Origin of the sequence: Pseudoalteromonas aliena (assembly GCF_038155085.1) — a bacterium.
Taxonomy (GTDB): Bacteria; Pseudomonadota; Gammaproteobacteria; order Enterobacterales; family Alteromonadaceae; genus Pseudoalteromonas; species Pseudoalteromonas aliena_A.
Map to the genome: position 1 here is coordinate 77,862 of NZ_JBAKAU010000011.1, position 19,576 is coordinate 97,437.

General features: G+C 40.3%; 17 protein-coding genes and 1 riboswitch. Of the genes, 9 read left to right on the forward strand and 8 right to left on the reverse strand.

The window, feature by feature from the left end:
• Nucleotides 1-17 precede the first annotated feature (17 nt).
• Both V6260_RS12020 and V6260_RS12025 read right to left on the reverse strand, forming a co-directional pair.
• The gene (locus tag V6260_RS12020) at nucleotides 18-1,109 is read right to left on the reverse strand and encodes an MBL fold metallo-hydrolase (RefSeq protein ID WP_341594326.1); all 1,092 of its coding nucleotides are present in this window, start codon (nucleotides 1,107-1,109) and stop codon (nucleotides 18-20) included.
• A 135-nt stretch (nucleotides 1,110-1,244) separates the two neighbouring features.
• Nucleotides 1,245-1,901, reverse strand: coding sequence for a DUF2959 domain-containing protein (locus V6260_RS12025; RefSeq protein WP_341594328.1), 657 nt, complete (start codon nucleotides 1,899-1,901; stop codon nucleotides 1,245-1,247).
• An 87-nt stretch (nucleotides 1,902-1,988) separates the two neighbouring features.
• Here V6260_RS12025 and V6260_RS12030 point away from each other — a divergent pair, with 87 nt between their 5' ends.
• Both V6260_RS12030 and dtd read left to right on the forward strand, forming a co-directional pair.
• A complete protein-coding gene (locus V6260_RS12030; RefSeq protein WP_341594330.1) occupies nucleotides 1,989-2,894 on the forward strand; it encodes a virulence factor BrkB family protein in 906 nt (301 codons plus the stop codon).
• A complete protein-coding gene (gene dtd / locus V6260_RS12035; RefSeq protein WP_341594332.1) occupies nucleotides 2,895-3,332 on the forward strand; it encodes a D-aminoacyl-tRNA deacylase in 438 nt (145 codons plus the stop codon).
• On the opposite strand, the gene V6260_RS12040 is transcribed toward dtd, so the two are convergent.
• Entirely contained in the window at nucleotides 3,329-4,039 is a 711-nt protein-coding gene (locus V6260_RS12040) for a spermidine synthase (RefSeq protein WP_341594334.1), read from the reverse strand. The genes dtd and V6260_RS12040 overlap by 4 nt on opposite strands.
• 236 nt (nucleotides 4,040-4,275) lie before the next feature.
• Here V6260_RS12040 and V6260_RS12045 point away from each other — a divergent pair, with 236 nt between their 5' ends.
• Entirely contained in the window at nucleotides 4,276-5,169 is an 894-nt protein-coding gene (locus tag V6260_RS12045; RefSeq protein ID WP_341594336.1) for a bifunctional GNAT family N-acetyltransferase/hotdog fold thioesterase, read from the forward strand.
• A gap of 69 nt (nucleotides 5,170-5,238) precedes the next feature.
• Here V6260_RS12045 and V6260_RS12050 read toward each other — a convergent pair whose 3' ends face one another.
• From V6260_RS12050 to dapA, 5 genes are all read right to left on the reverse strand, one after another.
• Nucleotides 5,239-6,273 (reverse strand): phospholipase A, encoded by a 1,035-nt coding sequence (locus V6260_RS12050; protein ID WP_341594338.1) that lies wholly within the window; start codon nucleotides 6,271-6,273, stop codon nucleotides 5,239-5,241.
• 215 nt (nucleotides 6,274-6,488) lie between these two features.
• Nucleotides 6,489-7,610: a succinylglutamate desuccinylase/aspartoacylase family protein gene (locus V6260_RS12055; protein ID WP_341594339.1), complete on the reverse strand. Its 1,122-nt coding sequence runs from the start codon at nucleotides 7,608-7,610 to the stop codon at nucleotides 6,489-6,491.
• 5 nt (nucleotides 7,611-7,615) lie between these two features.
• The gene (locus V6260_RS12060; RefSeq protein ID WP_341594341.1) at nucleotides 7,616-8,821 is read right to left on the reverse strand and encodes a PLP-dependent decarboxylase; all 1,206 of its coding nucleotides are present in this window, start codon (nucleotides 8,819-8,821) and stop codon (nucleotides 7,616-7,618) included.
• Nucleotides 8,821-9,561 carry a 2,3,4,5-tetrahydropyridine-2,6-dicarboxylate N-succinyltransferase gene (locus V6260_RS12065; protein ID WP_341594342.1) on the reverse strand — a complete coding sequence of 247 codons (741 nt, stop codon included), beginning with the start codon at nucleotides 9,559-9,561 and terminating at the stop codon, nucleotides 8,821-8,823. The genes V6260_RS12060 and V6260_RS12065 overlap by 1 nt, the downstream gene beginning before the upstream one ends.
• Nucleotides 9,562-9,576: 15 nt before the next feature.
• Nucleotides 9,577-10,461, reverse strand: a complete 885-nt coding sequence (gene dapA / locus V6260_RS12070) for a 4-hydroxy-tetrahydrodipicolinate synthase (RefSeq protein ID WP_341594344.1) — start codon at nucleotides 10,459-10,461, stop codon at nucleotides 9,577-9,579.
• A gap of 190 nt (nucleotides 10,462-10,651) precedes the next feature.
• A riboswitch (Lysine riboswitch) is annotated at nucleotides 10,652-10,852 on the reverse strand.
• 184 nt (nucleotides 10,853-11,036) lie between these two features.
• Here dapA and V6260_RS12075 point away from each other — a divergent pair.
• From V6260_RS12075 to V6260_RS12100, 6 genes are all read left to right on the forward strand, one after another.
• Nucleotides 11,037-11,735, forward strand: coding sequence for a DNA-3-methyladenine glycosylase I (locus V6260_RS12075; RefSeq protein ID WP_341594345.1), 699 nt, complete (start codon nucleotides 11,037-11,039; stop codon nucleotides 11,733-11,735).
• 8 nt (nucleotides 11,736-11,743) lie between these two features.
• Entirely contained in the window at nucleotides 11,744-13,153 is a 1,410-nt protein-coding gene (locus V6260_RS12080; RefSeq protein ID WP_341594347.1) for a protein adenylyltransferase SelO, read from the forward strand.
• A gap of 364 nt (nucleotides 13,154-13,517) precedes the next feature.
• A complete protein-coding gene (locus tag V6260_RS12085) occupies nucleotides 13,518-14,573 on the forward strand; it encodes an OmpA family protein (protein WP_341594348.1) in 1,056 nt (351 codons plus the stop codon).
• Nucleotides 14,574-14,870: 297 nt separating this feature from the next.
• Entirely contained in the window at nucleotides 14,871-17,468 is a 2,598-nt protein-coding gene (gene acnB / locus V6260_RS12090) for a bifunctional aconitate hydratase 2/2-methylisocitrate dehydratase (RefSeq protein WP_341594430.1), read from the forward strand.
• 200 nt (nucleotides 17,469-17,668) lie between these two features.
• Complete coding sequence (locus V6260_RS12095) at nucleotides 17,669-18,301, forward strand: 2OG-Fe dioxygenase family protein (RefSeq protein ID WP_341594350.1); 633 nt, start codon at nucleotides 17,669-17,671, stop codon at nucleotides 18,299-18,301.
• Nucleotides 18,302-18,312: 11 nt separating this feature from the next.
• Nucleotides 18,313-19,548 carry a cysteine desulfurase-like protein gene (locus tag V6260_RS12100; RefSeq protein WP_341594352.1) on the forward strand — a complete coding sequence of 412 codons (1,236 nt, stop codon included), beginning with the start codon at nucleotides 18,313-18,315 and terminating at the stop codon, nucleotides 19,546-19,548.
• Nucleotides 19,549-19,576 lie beyond the last annotated feature (28 nt).

Below are 19,576 nucleotides of genomic sequence, written 5' to 3' on the forward strand. Positions count from 1 at the left end.
AACAGCTAAGTAAATAGTTACAGCGAAATACTTTCGCCTTCGCTTAAAATATACAGCGGTACTTTTGAGTCCATTTTAGTGTACATATGCAATAAGCGCAGTAAAGCTGAGTGACTGCTGTGGTCGCCCATTTTCCAACTTGAGTTACCATATCCCCACGGTATCATTACTTTACAGTTAAGCTCTTGTGCTGCATTAAGTGCATCCTCTGGTGTTGTGTGCACATTACGATACCAATTAGGACTTTCTTTACTGTAATAAGACGCTATTGGCATTAAGCATATGTCCACATCACCATATTTTTGCTGAATGTCTTTAAAGTGCTTTGAATAGCCGGTATCACCTGCAAAAAATAGGGTTTTGCCGTTTTGTTCGAGTAACCAACCATTCCACAGGTCTTTATCGTGATCTTCGTAAATAAAGGGCACTAATACACGAGCGCTAAAATGATGAGCTGGCACGGCATTAATAACTAGATCGTCAATATTTGTTTTTGCGTACCACGCCATTTCGCTAATGTTAAACTCGCCAGTAGGGAAGTTGTCGGCCATACCCAATGGCGTTAAGTAACGTGGTTTATTACCTATTTCTTTTATATTTGCTTTATTAAAGTGATCATAATGAATGTGGGAATACAGTACCGCGTCAATATTTTCGAATTCTTGCTTGTTTAGCCAAGCTCCCGGCTTACGATAAATACCACCTGCGAGTTTAAAGCCAAGTGCGACTGGCGAGTCGAACTGCTCTTTTACAGGATCAAACACCACTTGCTGAGCGTTTGGAGTACTGATCGTAAACCCTGCATGGCCAAGCCAGCGAACAGTGTACCCGGTATTTAACTTTGGAATGACTTGCTCAGCAATATATTGGCAGTTTTCACTTCCTTCTTCGCATTGCAAATGAGTGCTGCTTGGATAGCAGTCATTTTCACAAGTGGTAGGGTACGTTTTTTTGCCTGGGTATAGGTTATGGAAGCGCCCTTTACGTTCTCCATCTTTATGTAGTGGCACAACGGTATCAGGCCCTGCGATTCTTTCAATATGATTAGCAGTTCCGCAAGCGGTTAATAGAGCAGAAACAATTAAGAGACTAAAAGTACTTATTTTCATTATGGTATTTCGTTTTATTTTAATTTTATAAAAGTGTAACAAAAACAGAAAATTAACTAATGATTTAAAGGTAACAAAAAGTAACAATAAAAAAGCCTGCAAAATAGCAGGCTTTTTCTTATTTGTTGCTGTCAATTAACCCGCATTATTCATTTGCTCGATAAATTTATTAGAGTCTTCAATCGATTTGTTCATGTCATTCATGAGTACCTGAATATCGCGCTTAAGGTTAGTGAACTCACCTTTTATTGCCGAAACAGCTTGTGCATTTAAGTTATGTTTTAAATATAAAACGTTGTCGTGCAGCGACGTTAATACTGGCTCCATTTTACTCTCTGCGCTGCGCATTGAGCGTAATAGCTGATCAAATTGACGCTTAGTCGCGGTTAGCTTTTTACTGCTCTCACGCTTAAGTGATGCACTTTTGTATTGCTCTAATTCATCGGCCCACTCATCAAACAGAGCTTCTGCTACATCTTCCACTTTATTTATGTTAGTTGACACTTCGTTAGCTGCATTTAAGCTCGACTCGTAGTCATCGTTTAACTGATTGTAAGTGTCTTGTAGTTCGCCACCATTAAAATCGATTAGTGTAGTTAAGCGCTCAAGTGCTGATTTAAATTCTTCTTGCGACTCTTGTTGAGAGTCTTTGGTTTCTTCTACGCGGTCAATAAGGATGTCACGTTTGTGAACACCTACTTTTTCCATTGCAGAATAATAAGCTGATTGGCAACCAGTTAAAGTAAGTGTTAGTAAAAGCATTGAAACACTAAGTAATGTTTGTTTTTTCATTTGAATTCCTATTTACGAGTGTTAGTGCTGTAAATTATGGCGCTGATTGATATGATAATCAAAATTACATAAGCACAAGTCAATTGTATGAATGATAAGCTCTCCCATTACAAACAGCAAGTTAAGTCCTTTATACGCCAACAGCCTGCATGGTGGATGCAGTACGTTAATCGATGTATAGACGATCAAATAACAGTGAATGCAGGTTATTTAGCCTACGTTACTTTGCTTTCATTAATACCGCTTATTGCTGTGGGTGTTGCCATATTTTCGGCTTTTCCGGGCTTTGAATCTACTCGCATGGAAATTGAGAGCTTTTTGTTTACTAACTTTGTGCCTACTTCTACCGATGTTATTAGAGAGCATATTAGTTCCTTTGCAGGCAATGCCAATCAAATGACGGCGGTAGGTATTGGCTTTTTAGCTGCAATTGCATTGCTGTTAATACGTAATGTAGATGCCACATTAAACCGAATTTGGCGAATTAAGAAAAAACGTCCAATGATGATCTCATTTGCTGTGTACTGGATGGTTTTGAGCTTAGGGCCTGTATTACTCGGAGCGAGTATTGGTGTTACCTCTTATATTGTATCTTTGGTATCGTTTGCTGATCAGGGTATTCCTGGGTTTAGCGGGTTTTTGTTAAAGTTATTGCCGTATGGGATTTCGATGGTGGGCTTTATTATGCTCTACACTTTAGTGCCTAATACGCGTGTATCGTTTAAAGCGGCAATACCTGGCGCTTTTTTTGCGGCACTTTTATTTGAGCTGACCAAAAAAGGGTTTGCACTTTATATTAGCCATTTTCCGTCATATGAAGTTATTTATGGCGCAGTAGCAACCATTCCTATTTTGTTTGTATGGGTGTACTTATCGTGGGTAGTTGTGCTGCTTGGCGCTGAATTTACTGCGTGTATTAGCCCAAATGATATTCCAGAAACACCAGAGCTTGAGCTAGAAGATGATGAATCAGCAGTAAAGGACACAGTTTAAATGCAAGGTTTAATACAACGCGTAAAGCATGCCAAAGTAGAAATTAACAACCAAGTGGTAGGCGAAATTACCCAAGGTATATTGTTGTTGTTGGGCGTTGAAAAACACGACGATACGCAAACGGCCGATAAGCTTTTACATAAGGTAAGTAATTATCGTATTTTTACTGATGAAAACGACAAAATGAACCTAAGCCTAAAAGACATTGGCGGTGAGTTATTAGTGGTGTCGCAATTTACGCTAGCGGCTGATACTAAAAAGGGTATGCGCCCTAGTTTTTCATCTGCGGCAACGCCAAACCAAGCTAACGAGCTTTACGAGTATTTTGTTGCTCAAGCTCAAGAGTTAGGGCTTACAATAGCCACAGGTGAGTTTGGTGCCGATATGCAAGTAAGCTTGTGTAACGATGGGCCCGTTACATTTAACTTATCTGTCTAAGCCTCTTTTTTGGTAACTACGATAATATGATTTACATAGCCCGTAATTTTTTGCGGGCTGACGTGACAACCAAATACATCGAGTAATAGCTGCTGAAGTTGTTTTAATTGCGACTCATGCTGCGATAAAAAGTTAATAAATAGCACGCCGTTGTTATTTAAAGCTGAGTAGATTTTTTTATAAAATGCCTCTTCAAATAAAAATCGAGGTGCATCTATTTGGCTAAATAAATCGAGAATAATCCAATCAATATTTTGCGCATTTTTTAAAACCTGCTGTGCATCGGCGCAAAGCAATTGCTCATTTTTATTCGATGAAAAAAACTGGGTATAGCAATCAATAATATCAGCGTTTTTTTCAACGGATGTTATTTGTGCTTTAGGGTATTTGTGCTGTAAATAATTACGAATTGCACCGCCGCCAAGGCCAAGTTCTAGCACTTTTTGTGGCGGCTTAAGACTCTGCCAATGCTTAACTAGGCATAATAAATGTGGAAAAAGTAATAAACCTGGGTTATTTAAATCAATAACAGATTGAAGAGTGTCGTTAATCAGTAACCAGCGTAACGGCCCGTGCTCACGTACTTGAATGTGATCGCCACTGCACTTATGCCAATAGATTAGCTGACCAATGCGGTGGCTATTTTCAATAAATTGATCGCCCAGCAAACCCGTTAGTGAATTTATATAATTGATTTTTTCCATCATATTCTCAGCATAAACTAGCAACGTTAAAGCGCAATGGCCTTTGCTATTATTTTTTACGTTATTTTACAGCCATCACCAAAGTCGTATTTGCAGTTTTTTTAAGATGGAGTATGGTATTTGGCATAATAACGCCAATCAATTTTATTTATTAGCTTGGTAAATAACCAGTACGATTAGTATAACGCCGTAGCCTTTTTTGACTTTTATTTACGGCTGATATAACAACAGGAGTATGTATGTTTCAGGTAAGCACCCCACAAAGTAGCGAAGATTGGCAAGCGTATTACCAATTGCGTTGGCAGGTATTACGCGCGCCTTGGGGCGAACCTCGTGGCTCTGAACAAGACGATATGGAACAAGACTCTGAGCATCGCTTTATAAAAAACAAAGAAGGTGAAGTGCTAGGCGTAGCACGTTTGCACTTTAACAATCATGAGCAAGCACAAGTGCGCTATATGGCAGTTGCAGAGGGTAATCGTAACCAGCATATTGGTAGCCGCTTACTTCACGAGCTTGAAAAAATTGCATGGGTTCAAAATGCCGATGAGCTTGTATTGTTTGCACGCGAACGAGCGCTTGAGTTTTATAAACGCCACGGTTACGAATTAAAAGAAAAAGCACACTTAGCGTATGGCGATGTACAACATTTTAAAATGATAAAGCAAAAGCCAAGTGAGCCAGGCTGGTTTCGTCACCCTAATTGGACGCAAGTGCTGCAAAATATCTGGCGCGAATCAATTCCAATTAGTGACGCGATGGGTATTAAGGTAGAAAGCTACACCGATTGGCAATTTACAACCAGTGCAGATTTAGACGCTAACTTAAACTTACATAACACGATGTTTGCAGGTTCTATTTATAGCTTAGCAACACTTACCGGATGGGGCGCTACGTACTTAGCACTTAAAGAAGCCGGATTTGAGGGTAATATTGTATTAGCCGATGCTAACATTAAGTACTTAAAACCGCTTACTACCGACCCACGAGGGTGTGTTGATATACAAACCTGTAAGGGTAAGTTAAGCGATTTAGAAACCGAAGGTAAAGCAAGTTACGTAGTACCTGTAAGTATATATGATGGCGGCAATGTAGTTGCAGAGTTTGAAGGTGTGTTTGCTATTAAAAAGTAATAGCGAGTATTTAATTACAAAAAAGCCAAGCACTTAATAATTAAGGCTTGGCTTTTTTATAGGTTTATTTTATAACAAATCAGTTAATAGTATACCTACACCTATTCGCTCAATATCAGCATTGTAATCAATTAAGCTCTCACCGTAGCCATTAAAGTATTGGGCATAACCACGTAAACGACCCCACATTGGGAAAGACCAATCTAACTGAATAGCACCACGATTATCTGAATTTAAGTTATTACGCGTCATAAAGCTAAACTCATGATCGTGATAACGATACGCACCGCTAAATTCAAAGTAACCCATGTATTTGTAAATATCTGGGTTATCATCGCCATCGGCTTCTAATGGATCTTCTTTTTCATCTTCAGCGATTCGGTACCAAGGCTTAAAGCTAAATACAAAGCCGCGATTTTCCCAAACAAAGTTGGCGTAAATGCGGTTCCATGAACGAGAGTTAGGCTGGCTACGGCCATTTGATTGATGCGAAAGGCCAAGAGTAATAGCCATTTCGTCGCCCCAAAGTACATTTTCTTCGTCGAGGTAATTTACCCAAAAAATTTCTGGTTCGTAATTCGTTTCACGAAATGGAGACGAAATTTCTGAGTTATAAATCTGCCAATATGATTGTAAAGTAAAGCCAAAAAAGATGGATTGATCGTCGTCGGCAAAATCATCATAAAGCGGCACTTTAATAGAAAGCTGATATTTGGCCTCTAGATTATCAAGTGGTTCGCCATCTTGCTCATCGGTTAATTCGTCAAAGCCATCAAACGGGCGGTCGTTAGGGTGCGATACGTAAGACAGGGGTAAAATATAGTTACGCTTGTGTGGTGTAATTACATTGCGATTTTTTTTGCTAACTTCCTCGCGAGCTTGGCGTTTATCAAGTGCGGTAAGCTGTTTGTTTTCTTCCAGAGCTGAACACTTTTTACGAAGATCGTCTAATGTTTGCTTACCATCTCCGCCAATTACCTCATTTAAAATACATTGTTTTACAAGCTCGATGTCGTTGTCTTGCTCGTTTTTAGCCACTTTTTCTTGTGCGAAGGTAGCGGTACTAATTAAAGCAGAAAGAGTTATCCAGTGGCGCCAGCTCATTGTAATTCCTTGTGAGTTTGGGTTGTTGTATGCATTAATTTAATTATAACGTCTTTTTACATATGTAACGGTGAACTTTTACTGAATTTGTATTCGTAACAAGGCCTATACGTATACAAAGTAAATATAGATCAAAAGAAAAGCGGCCTAAGCCGCTTTTCTAATGCACATTAACTACTTTAGTTAATGTGCTCTCACGCAATGAGAAGGGTGAGCTAAAGCTCAAATATGTTAGTAAAAAACTTATAAAGCTCGGTACCTTGATTAACACTCGCTGAGGCAAAGTGCAAAATAGCAATTGCATCGCAATCGAGAGTAAGTGTTTGCAATGGTTGCTCACTTAAGTAGCGCTCCATGCGTAAAATATTGGCAATAGGCTCACCGGCTTTAATGTGCCCGCCAAGTGGGGCTAAATATTCAACCATGCCGCCAATAGGGGCGTAATAAGCAAAGTAGTCATCTAAATTACATGCATAGCGAGTGATATTGGCTGGCGTATGCGGTGCGTTTTGTAATACGCCTTTGTGATTTAAGTAACTTAAAATGCTGTTTGCATCGTTTAATGCTTCTTTTAAGTCTATTTTTTCTTGGCTGCCTAGCTCTACAGTAAATGCTTCTACAGGTATTGCCAATTCGCGACCTTGTCCGCTAAGTGCATCACTCAAATGCCACCATGGGCAAAAGTTAGCTTCATCCATAGCGCCGTCAAAATCACTTGGAATAAGCAGTACGTGCTCGATATTAAAATAACGCGCGCTGTTAGTTGCATAGGTTGGACAGTACAAATGTTTGCTTGAAATAGGACCTGTGTGTAAATCGAGTACTATATCGGCCTGATGCGCGAGCTTTTGTAAGTTAAGCGCAATGCGTTTACCTGTATTAAGTAAATATGCAGGGCCGTTAAGTTTGCTGTCTACTTCGTCAATTAGCGCCTGTTTAAAGCTACTTTTTAATGTCGCGTCATCATACTGAGTATGATTTTGTGCAAACTGCGCCACTAAATTTTTATTATAGTGATACATGCGATTCCAATTAGTACCGGTAATTGGATCGAATCGGCCAAGGGTAAACTCGCCAGATTTTTGATTACAACCAATAGGATTGGCATAAGGCACAAGGGTAATATCGCCATTAAGATTAAGGTGTTTTAATTGCTCAAGCAGCTGAAAAATAACTGCGTTACCTTGTACTTCAGCGCCATGCATATTGGCTTGAATGTAAACACTTGGTCCTGTGCCGTCGCCTTTTAAGCGATACACCGGAATTGTAAGCGGTAAGCCGTTTGCAACTTCCCCTACTACAATGTTTTCTTGGCTGATGTGTGTTGTATTACTCATATTTATTACCTTAAATAATGGCTAGCACTTTCGGCTTGGCGCACGCAGGTAAGTGTACCGCTTTTAAGGGTGTATTCTGCGGCTAGCTCATGGCATAAAAAATACGGCATACTTTCGGTAAAACCGTAAGCACCACATTGGCTGAACACCAGCCAATCGTGCTCATTTAAGTCGCTTGGTAGTGTATGTTCGCCTAAGCAATCAAGCGCGGTACAAAGCGGTCCGTATAAGGTTACAGCTTGGGTTTTAGCACTGGATTCACGCAGTAACGCAGCAGGAAAGTCTTGGCTGGTAACTGCAGGGCGTAATAAATGATTTATACCGCCGCTTAAAATTACTTGCTGTTGATTATAGTTTTGTTTGCTCTCTACTACTGGGTTTGCGTAATGGCCGCATTCTCCAACGGCATAGCGGCCCAGTTCCATCCATAGCTCTTCTACACCCGCATCATTTTTAATTTTAGCAAGCGCAGCAATTAAGTCATCCCATTCAAGTGTTGCTTCATTTTTTGTATAAGGAATACCTAAGCCGCCACCTAAATCGAGAATTTTAAGGTTGATGTTTAAATCGCTGGCAAGTTGGCTAAGGGGGGCAATCATTTGTGACCACAATTCGCTTAGTTTTTGTGTGCTAAGCATGTTGCCCCACTGAAAAATATGCAAACCATCAAAACTAAGAGCTGAATAATCTGATATGTTTAAAGCTCGCCATTCATCACAACCCAAACCAAATGGCGTAAGACTGTCACCGCCCAGTGGGTTTTTTTCACCTTCAGGCCAGCGTAATTGCACGCGCAGTAATACTTGTAACTGCATATTTTGCAATTGTGCTTGTTGGTTTAACCAACGTACTTGATTGAGACTCTCGGCAACAAATATGCGTACGCCGCGCTCAATAAAGTGTTTTATTTGTTTAGGGCTTTTTGCAGGCCCCGTGTTGAGCACGCGCTGCGAGCTAATACCTTGTGCGAGTACTTGCTCAAGCTCACCTTTACTTGCTACGTCAAAATTAAAACCAGCACTGTCTAAGCTTTGAATAATTTTAGACAGTGGATTGGCTTTTACCGCGTACCACAGTTTTACATCGGTTTGCGCAACTAAACGCGCAAGATGCGTGTTTAGTTGATCTAGGTCGTAAACAAAAAAAGGTGTATCAAGTTGTTGTGTAATTGTATTTACAGCGGTTTTGATAGGCGTGCTCAAAAAGCTCATTATCGTAAAACCTCTTCTAGCAATAATGATGCATCGCTTTGCTCATCGCGGTATTTAACAATTAACGCACACGACATACTTAAGCCTTGCTCACGTGCCCATTCGTTAGACGCAGGGCGAGAGCCCGGTATTACAATTGCGTATTCTGGAATTGGCTCGCCTTTATCTAGTTGGCGCTCATTTACACAGTCGTAAACTGGAATAGTCGCAGATAAACGCACGCCTGGTGCAAGTACTGCGCCTTTTTTAATCACTACGCCTTCAACTATGACACAACCTGCGCCAATAAATGCGTCGTCTTCTACAACTACAGGGCTTGCACCAATTGGCTCAAGTACACCACCAAGCTGAACTGCAGCACTTAAATGTACGTTTTTGCCTACTTGTGCACACGAGCCCACTAATGCATGACTATCTACCATTGTGCCTTCGTCGATGTATGCGCCAATGTTTACGTACGCTGGTGGCATAATAATAGTGCCTTTAGCAACATAAGCACCACGACGAACACTAGAGCCACCCGGCACCATACGAACGCCATCATCAGTACTAAATTCTTGCGGAGCTAAGTTATGTTTATCAACAAAACCACCTGCAAACTCAGTATTAGTGCCATTTTTAAAGGCTTCTAAAATGCCTTGTTTTACTTCTACGTTAGCTTGCCATTGGCCGCTTTCGTTTTGTGATGCTGCGCGTACTGCGCCCGATTCTAAATTATTTAATAGTTCTAACCAGCTCATTATAAAAACCTGTATTTAATGCCAAGATAAAATGGTGTTGTTTGCAGTTGTGATGCAATCGGTTTGAGTTAACTCAAGATGTGTTAAAGGTGGACGAAGTTGCGGGCTGCTTAAGCGGCCTTGCAAATGCATCAGTACCTTTACGGGAATAGGGTTTGCGACAGCAAATAGGCTATTAATAGCGCTTGACCACTGGGCAAATAAATTAGGGTGTTGACCACTTAAACTGCGCTTAACAAACTCGTGAGTTTGTTCAGGCCATGCGTTTGCAGCTACCGACACTAAACCTTTTGCGCCAGCTTGAGCAAAATAAGGCATTAGCGCATCGTCGCCACTAAAAATAGCTAAATTAGGCGCCGCTTGGCGGTAAGCTTCAAACTGAGCAATACTGCCGCTCGCTTCTTTTAACGCCCATAAGTTTTTATTGTTTTGTAAGTTTTGAATTGTTGCCACTGGGATGCTAACAGCACTTCGTCCTGGTACGTTATAAAGCATACATGGGTGAGCGCTTGCATTTAGTAGGCTTTCAAACCAATGAGTTTGACCTATAGCACCAGGCTTTGCATAAAGCGGTGAGCCAAGTAAAAAGCTATGAATTGGGAGTGTATTACAGTAGTTAACCCACTCAATTTGTTGCTTTAAGTTACTACCGCCCACAGCTACCATGAGTGGTACTGTTGGTTTTAGCTGGCATACGTGCTCAACAATGGCTTGTTGCTCTTGTAGCGTTAGTGCTAAACCTTCGCCCGTACTACCAAGTAGCAAAATACCGTTATGTGCCGCTTCTTGATCGCTAACCAGCTTAGTTAACGTGTTGTAGTCAACATCGCCGTGTTGATCAAATGGCGTAACGAGCGCGGTCCACAGTGAGTAGTAGTTTAAATTGAAGTTGTTGATCATCTCTCACGAACTTATAATTTGTACCAATTTTATTAAAAACGTGATCATTTTAGCGATAACTAATTTAATGCAATTGGTATTATTCGAAGAGTTAAAAAGCTTTATGGAAGGAGCCGCATTAACGTCGTTCGAACTAATAATTCGAAGAGCGAATGGGCTTAAAATAATAGGGCGCACGGCCTTAATATTTAAGACCAGAAGCTCTCCACCAAACTAACAAGCTGCTTTTTATAAGCAGCTATTGGTGACAGTCGCTAGGGTTCAACCTAGTCGCCCGAAATAAACACCTCGCAAAAGTGGTTACTTCTCGGCGTTAATTCCCCTCACGTATGCTTACTGGAGTTTGCGCTCCTAACATACGCTACCTGAATAACGCACCTCTTCTAGCCCTTTGCATTTGTTTGTAAGGTACAAGCAAATGCAATTTAAATAGGGTAATTGCAGCGATTAAAGCATTTTAGCCATCTGGGTGTCAAGCTACTAAATACAGATTAATTCATCGAAAAGAGAGGTGGTTACGTATTGGGTGCTTTTCTCGTACACTAGCACCATAGTAGCAGTAAGGCATTAATCAGATGGAAAAATTTAGCGATATTTATAAGCGAGCGGTAGAGCGAAAAGGCTCTGAAAAAATGCTTAAGTTATTACTTGCAAAACCGCTATCTAAAAAACAACTAAGCACGTTAAGTGACGATGATTGGCTTGAGGAATTTACTCGAAAAGTATTTCAAAGCGGCTTTTATTGGTCAGTCATTAATAATAAGTGGGCGGGCTTTAGAGAGGTTTTTTGGGATTTTAGCGTTGATAAGTTATTAATGATGCCACCCGATATGCTGGAACAAAAAGCTACGGATGAGCGCATTGTTCGTAATTATAAAAAAGTAAAAACAATTACCGAAAATGCTTACATGATCCACGAAATAGCAGAGGAACATGACAGTTTTAGCCAGTTCATCGCTAATTGGCCAACAGACGATATTATTGGTTTGTGGGCGTATTTAAAAAAACATGGTTCGCGTTTAGGCGGAAATACAGGGCCTTATGCGCTACGAGCACTTGGTAAAGATACTTTTTTACTATCACGGGACGTAGAGAGTTATTTGCGTGCCCATAAAATTATAGACGGCGGCTTACAAACTAAAAAGTCACTAAATGCAGCCCAAGCCTTTTTTAACGAAATGCAAAAGCAAAGTGGCTTAAGTATGCAAGAGTTAAGCTTAATTGTTGCTTATGGCGTTGGTGACAACCGGGTTGGTATAAGTCAGCAACATTAGGAATTACCATGAAATTAGTGCCAAGATACACAGATATTGCGGAAAACTTCGCAATAGAAGATTTCCCTGCAAGTGTTGCCTCTCCACAGTTGTTGCTGTGGAATGAGAGCTTAGCAAAACAATTTAATATTAATATTGCTGACGATTTACGTGCCAATATTTTTAGCGGTAACGAACAGCAAGCGATTCCTGCAGTAGCACTTGGTTACTCTGGGCACCAATTTGGACATTTTTCACCACGCTTAGGCGATGGGCGAGCGCACTTACTGGGCGCTATTAGTGATGATGAAAACCAGTTATGGGATATTCAATTAAAAGGCTCTGGAGCTACACCTTACTCAAGAGGGGGTGATGGACGTTGCGCACTTGGTCCTGCTATTCGAGAATACGTAATGAGCGAGGCAATGCATGCGCTGGGAGTTAAAACCACACGCTGCTTAGCGGTTGTTGGTAGTGGTGAAACGGTTTATCGTAGCCTGCCACAAGCAGGGGCTATCGTTACTCGCGTAGCAACTAGCCATATTCGTGTTGGCTCATTTCAATATTTAGCGACGCAAGGCGATGTTGAAGGGCTTAAAAATTTAGCCGATTTAGCTATAGAGCGACACTATCCAGAAATAATTGATACAGGTTCGCAGCGCTATTTAGCATTTTTAGGCGCTGTGATTAAAAACCAAGTTAAGCTAGTTGTGAGCTGGATGCGTGTTGGCTTTATTCACGGAGTAATGAATACAGATAATACGTTAGTTAGCGGAGAGACTATTGATTATGGCCCGTGTGCCATGATGAATAGCTTTGATTTTGATACCGTATTTAGCTCTATAGACAAACAAGGCCGGTATGCCTTTGGTAATCAACCTAATATAGCCAACTGGAACTGCGCACGCTTAGCTGAGAGCTTAATACCGCTTATTAGCGATGATGACGAGCAAGCGGTTTCATTAATGACGCCATTTATTAATAGTTTTGCTGAGCAGTTTAATACTCAGTTTACAGCTATGTGGGCACAAAAATTGGGTTTAAGTGGGGCACACGCTAGTGATGATGAATTAATTGCTGAGTTATTAACACTATTAAAAGGTAGTGAACTTGATTACACCGATACTTTTGATGCACTTACTGAATCGTTAAATGGTGAAGTGCTTATGCCTGATGTATTAACACAATGGGTAATTAAATGGAAAAGTCGAACTGATGAGAATAGTTATAAAAAAATGCGAACAGCTAATCCTCGAGTTATTCCTCGTAATCACATTATTGAAAAAATATTAGCTGAGTATGTCAATACCGGTTCAAGTGAACTGCTAGGCTCGTTTATGGGGGTGCTCAGTGACCCTTACTTTACTAACAAAAATTTAGCTGAATATCGGGCATTACTGCAGAGCGATAAAAATTACAAAACATTTTGTGGTACTTAAGTGTTAATGTGGGTTTTAAGTATATGATTATAAAAGCTCATATTTAACTTAAAGAGTCTTGAACAATTGGTTGAAGTAAGTCCTGATGATATTATTAATCATATTAGGCCTAATTTTACTACCTCAAAACGTTTCTTTTTGAATTATTATTTCAGTGCACGAATAACTAACCTATCTTCAGAAGTAAATTATTAATCTCAACTATAATATAGGTAGTTGGGAGTATTACCGTGAACTAAAAGAGTTATAAACTTTATTTTTCGTTAAGTATTGATTAACTAAAGTTCAGTTAATCTGTACAAAACTGATTGAGCTAGAATTAATTAGCTACAATTTATTAGTTGTTTAAAATGGGAAGAAAACAATGAAATTAAAATCACTTACAATCGCTATCGCGTTGGCTGCAACTAGCGCATCTACATTTGCTGCAGATAAAGAAGAAGGTTTCTACATTGGCGCATTTGGCGACTATTACGATGCATCTTGGAAAAATATGCGCGCTCAAGCTGGTCTTGACGTAAACGAGTCTACTGGTTGGGGTGCTGAAGTAGGTTACCGTTTCAGTGATTACTGGAGTGCACGTCTTGAATATGCAGACATGGATTTTAATGCTTTTGATAAAGTTGCTGGCAACCGTGACAATATTGATGGCGAGCGTTACGGTATTGATGCGCTTTATCATCTTGATGGCGGCCCTTTTTACGGTCTATTCGGTATTAAAGAAATAGACGTTGTAGATGACAACACATTTTTGAATGCAGGTGTTGGTTACCAATATTTTATTACAGATGGTTTATTTGTTAATGCTGAGACTGCGGTATACCAAGGTCTTGATAAAGGTTATACAGATGTTGGTGCCAAAATTGGTATAAACTACTTATTTGGTCAAAATGCAGCGCCAGCTGAGCCAGTTCAGCCAGCTCCTGAAGTTGTTGAAGTTGCAGTAGTCCCTGCTGATAGCGATAATGACAACATTTTAGATGCTGATGACCAATGTCCAAATACACCTATGGAAGATGCTGTAGACGGTACAGGTTGTACATTATATGAAGACCGTGAAGTAACAACTAGTCTATTAGTTACTTTCCCACACGACTCTGCAGAAGTAGGTGCACAGTACTTCACTGATATCGCATCAGTATCTGAGTTCTTAAAAGAGCATACAGATACAACAGTACTTCTTGAAGGTCATGCATCGGCTGTAGGTAATGCAAACTACAACAAAATACTTTCTAAAAAGCGTGCTGATGACGTAGCTAAAGAATTAGTTAAAGATGGTATCGATGAAGACCGTATCACTACAGTCGGTCTAGGTGAAGAGCGTCTTAAAAACACAGCAAATACTAAAGCAGCTCACGCAGAAAACCGACGTGTAGAAGCGCATGTAAAATCTATTGAACGTGTAAAAGTTAAGCGTTAATAGTAATTTACTAAATCGAGAAACCCAGCCATGTGCTGGGTTTTTTGTGGGCGAAATAAAGTGAACAAGCAATCAAATAGTAATGATTATTACTTAACAAACATTCATGAAAATAGATTTTATTAAAACCACTATTCATAGCGTTTATAGTCGGTATAATCAGTTGCTTAGTTGGATGGATTTTCATCTATTCATAAAAGCTTTATAATCACGTGTTAGAATACTATAAGTATTGGGTAACTTACTCTGCGCATGAAGCGCTACCGAATATTTTCACGTCACCAAGAGGGCAATATTGTGCTACAAGAATATCGTAAACACGTAGAAGAACGTGCCGCGTTAGGTATCGTACCAGCGCCATTAGATGCTCAGCAAACTGCTGATCTTATTGAATTAATAAAAAACCCACCTGCAGGTGAAGAAGAATTCATTTTAGATTTGTTCATTCAGCGTATACCAGCTGGTGTTGATGATGCTGCTTATATTAAAGCGGGATTTTTAGCAGCTGTAGCTAAAGGTGAAGCTAATTCTCCACTTGTTTCTAAAGAAAAAGCGGCAGAATTATTAGGTACAATGCTGGGCGGCTACAATATCGCACCAATGATTGACCTGCTTGATGACGAAGCACTTGCACCAATCGTAGTTAAAGGCCTTTCAAATACGTTACTTATGTTTGATGCGTTCTACGATGTTGAAGAAAAAGCAAAAGCAGGTAATACATTTGCTAAGCAAATTATTGAGTCTTGGGCAAATGCAGAATGGTTTACTAATAAGCCAGCTGTTGCTGAAAAAATCTCAGTTACTGTATTTAAAGTAACTGGCGAGACAAATACTGATGACTTATCACCGGCACCAGATGCATGGTCTCGTCCAGATATCCCACTTCATGCTTTAGCAATGCTAAAAATTGAACGTGACGGTATTACACCAGATAAGCCAGGCGAAGTAGGTCCAATCTCTCAGCTTGAAGAATTAAAAACTAAAGGTTTACCACTTGCTTACGTAGGTGACGTTGTTGGTACCGGTTCTTCTCGTAAGTCTGCAACTAACTCTGTGCTTTGGTTTATGGGCGATGATATTCCATTCGTACCAAACAAGCGTGTTGGCGGTGTATGTCTAGGTAATAAAATTGCTCCAATCTTCTTCAATACAATGGAAGATTCAGGCGCATTACCAATTGAACTAAATGTTGATGAGCTTAACATGGGTGAGCAAATCGATATTTACCCGTACGAAGGTGTTGTTAAGAGCCACGGTACTGACAAAGTAATCTCAACTTTTGAACTTAAATCTGATGTAATTTTAGATGAAGTTCGTGCTGGTGGTCGTATTCCACTTATCATTGGTCGTGGTTTAACTGATAAAGCACGTACATCACTTGGCCTAGGTCCAACTGATGTATTTAAAGTTCCAACAGTGACAGAAGTTTCTGAAAAAGGCTTCACACTAGCACAAAAAATGGTTGGTAAAGCGTGTAATGTTGCAGGTATTCGCCCAGGCCAATACTGTGAACCTAAAATGACAACTGTTGGTTCGCAAGATACTACAGGTCCTATGACACGTGATGAACTTAAAGACTTAGCATGTTTAGGCTTCTCTGCAGATTTAACAATGCAGTCTTTTTGTCATACGTCGGCTTACCCTAAACCAATCGATGTAAACACTCACCATACGCTTCCTGATTTCATCATGAACCGTGGCGGTGTGTCATTACGTCCAGGTGATGGTGTAATTCACTCATGGTTAAACCGTATGTTATTGCCAGATACTGTAGGTACTGGCGGTGATTCACATACACGTTTCCCATTAGGTATTTCATTCCCAGCAGGTTCGGGGGCAGTCGCATTCGCAGCAGCAACAGGTGTTATGCCACTTGATATGCCTGAGTCAATTTTGGTTCGCTTTAAAGGTGAAATGCAACCAGGTATCACTTTACGTGACCTTGTACATGCAATCCCTTACTTTGGTATTAAAGAAGGCCTATTAACAGTTGAGAAAAAAGGTAAGATTAACGAATTCTCTGGTCGTGTACTAGAAATTGAAGGCGTTGAACACCTAACTGTTGAGCAAGCGTTCGAACTATCAGATGCATCTGCAGAGCGTTCTGCTGCAGGTTGTGCTGTTAAACTTTCTAAAGAGTCTATTGCAGAATACTTAGAATCAAACATTGTTATGCTTAAATGGATGATCTCTGAAGGTTACGGCGATGTACGTACTATTGAGCGTCGCATTACTGCAATGCAAGATTGGTTAGCTAACCCAGAACTAATGGAAGCTGACGCTGATGCAGAGTACAAACATGTACTTGAAATCGATTTAGCAGATATTAAAGAGCCAATCCTTTGTGCTCCAAATGACCCAGATGATGCACGTTTATTATCTGATGTTACTGGTGAGAAAATAGACGAAGTATTCATCGGTTCTTGTATGACTAACATCGGTCACTTCCGCGCAGCAGGTAAGTTACTAGATGGCTTTAAAGGTCGTATCCCAACTCAGCTTTGGGTTGCTCCGCCGACTAAGATGGATAAAGATCAGCTTACAGACGAAGGTTACTACGGTATCTTTGGTCGTATCGGTGCGCGTATCGAAACTCCAGGTTGTTCACTGTGTATGGGTAACCAAGCACGTGTTGCAGACAAAGCAACAGTTGTGTCTACCTCTACACGTAACTTCCCTAACCGTTTAGGTAATGGCGCAAACGTATTCTTAGCATCAGCAGAGCTTGCAGCTGTAGCAGCTATTTTAGGTAAATTACCTACTCCAGCTGAGTACCAAGAATACGCAGCGAAGATTAATGCAACGGCTGCAGATACTTACCGTTACTTAAACTTCCACCGTATGCCTGCTTACACTAAAAAAGCAGACAACGTGATTATTCAACAAGCTGTATAACTTTTAGAGTTTGTTTAAAAACCCGCTTCGGCGGGTTTTTTATTGGCTAAAATAAATATTAGATAGTTCATGCTTCTTTTTTTGTATTATTGTATTAACCCTAGTCTTAAACTGCTTTTAAAGTAATTAATCGCGCAAAAATTCCTATCAAAATGCATTAAAATCCTTATCAATATTCTCATTATTTTAGGCGAGATTTTATGACAGCATTAAACAACCAGAATTTATTGCAACTACGTTTTGTTAACCAAGCAAATATTGATTTGGTTAAGCCTTCTTTTGATAACCTTCCTGCAAATCCTTATGCAGATGGTGCCTTTCGTAAACGCCGTTACTCAGTAGTTAAAATGCAAAATGGTGAAATAAAGCTACAACAAGCCAAAGCATTTGTTCAAGACGATTCAATTAATACTTTTCAAGGTAATGTAGAGCGTACTTACGAAAACCTAGAGCAAAGTTTACTTGAGTCTGAAGGCATGAAAAGCATTGTAAATGAGTTTCGCCAACTTACCGGTATTGACGAAGAACGTGATATTGAAATTCATCAGTTCCGTATGCTTGCCATTGATAGCGATACACCTGCAGCGCCAGAAGGCGTGCATCAAGATGGTTTTGATCATGTATGTATATGCGGTGTTTCTCATGAAAACTTAGAAGGCGGCGAGCTACTTGTATACGAAAACAAGCAAGCTGAACCGTGTTTTAAAATGGAAATAAAAGACGGCATGTTTGCATTAATAAACGACCGTCAAGTGTGGCATAACGCAACACCTATGAACAAAATTGATGCTAGCAAACCAGGTTACCTGGATTGTTTTGTATTAACGTCTTAAGGAAGTTAGGCATGAACATAACTCAATTACGTGAGCTGTTTCCGGCATTAATGCAAAGCGTTAATGGTAAATCGCCGATATTTTTAGATGGTCCAGGTGGCTCTCAAGTGCCGCAGTCAGTGCTTAATGCAATGTCTGCTTATTTAGGGCATTACAACTCAAACCTAGGTGGCGCATTTTTTTCAAGCGATAAAACGGTAGAGCTAATGGCAAATGCTCGCCAAGCCGCCGCTGACTTACTTAATGCACCAAACGCACAAAATATTGTGTTTGGCCCTAACATGACAAGCCTTACCTTTAGCTTTAGCCGAGCTATTTCACGCGATTGGCAGGTAGATGACGAGATCATTGTTACTAACGCTGATCACTTCTCAAACGTATCATCTTGGCAGCAAGCCGCAGAAGATAAAGGCGTTAAAGTTAATACGGCTTTAATTAATGAAGCTGATTGCAGCTTAGATATGGCTCAATTTGAAAGCTTGCTTAACAGTAATACTAAACTAGTGGCTGTTACTTACGCTTCAAATACCACAGGCTCTATAAACGATATAAAACGTATTATAGAGCTTGCTCACGCTGTAGGCGCTCTAGTTTATGTTGATGCCGTACATTACGCACCGCATGAGCTAGTTGATGTGCAAGCGCTTGATTGCGACTTTTTAGCCTGCTCGGCGTATAAGTTTTTTGGCCCACACTTAGGTATGGTTTACGGTAAAAAAGAACATTTAGACGGGTTTACTCCTTATAAAGTTGAACCTGCTAAAGATGTAGCGCCTGGTCGCTGGGAAACTGGAACGCAAAGCTTTGAAGCAATGGCTGGCTTTATTGCCGCTGTTGATTACATTGCAGCAATTAGCGAACTTGACGATAGCCATTCACGCCGCGAAAAGCTAAGTGTTGCTTTTGCTAAAACTAAACAACACGAAATGGCGCTTAGTGAGCACTTTTTAACTCGCTTGGTAAACTACCCACGCATTAAGTTGTTTGGTATTGATGACTTTGATCGCTTAGACGAGCGTACGCCTACTTTTGCTTTAATTTTTGAAGGGCTTGAGCCACGCGCTGTTTCAGAATTTTTAGGCAAACAGCATATTTGCGTGTGGGATGGTAACTTTTATGCCCAAGGTTTGTGCAAGCAATTAGATGTGCTTGATAAAGGCGGTGTAGTGCGTATTGGTTGTATGCACTACAACACCATTAAAGAGCTCGATCAGTTATTCGAGTTATTTGACGAGCTACTAGGTTAAGCGCCCGTCTATTAAACGCATAAAAGGC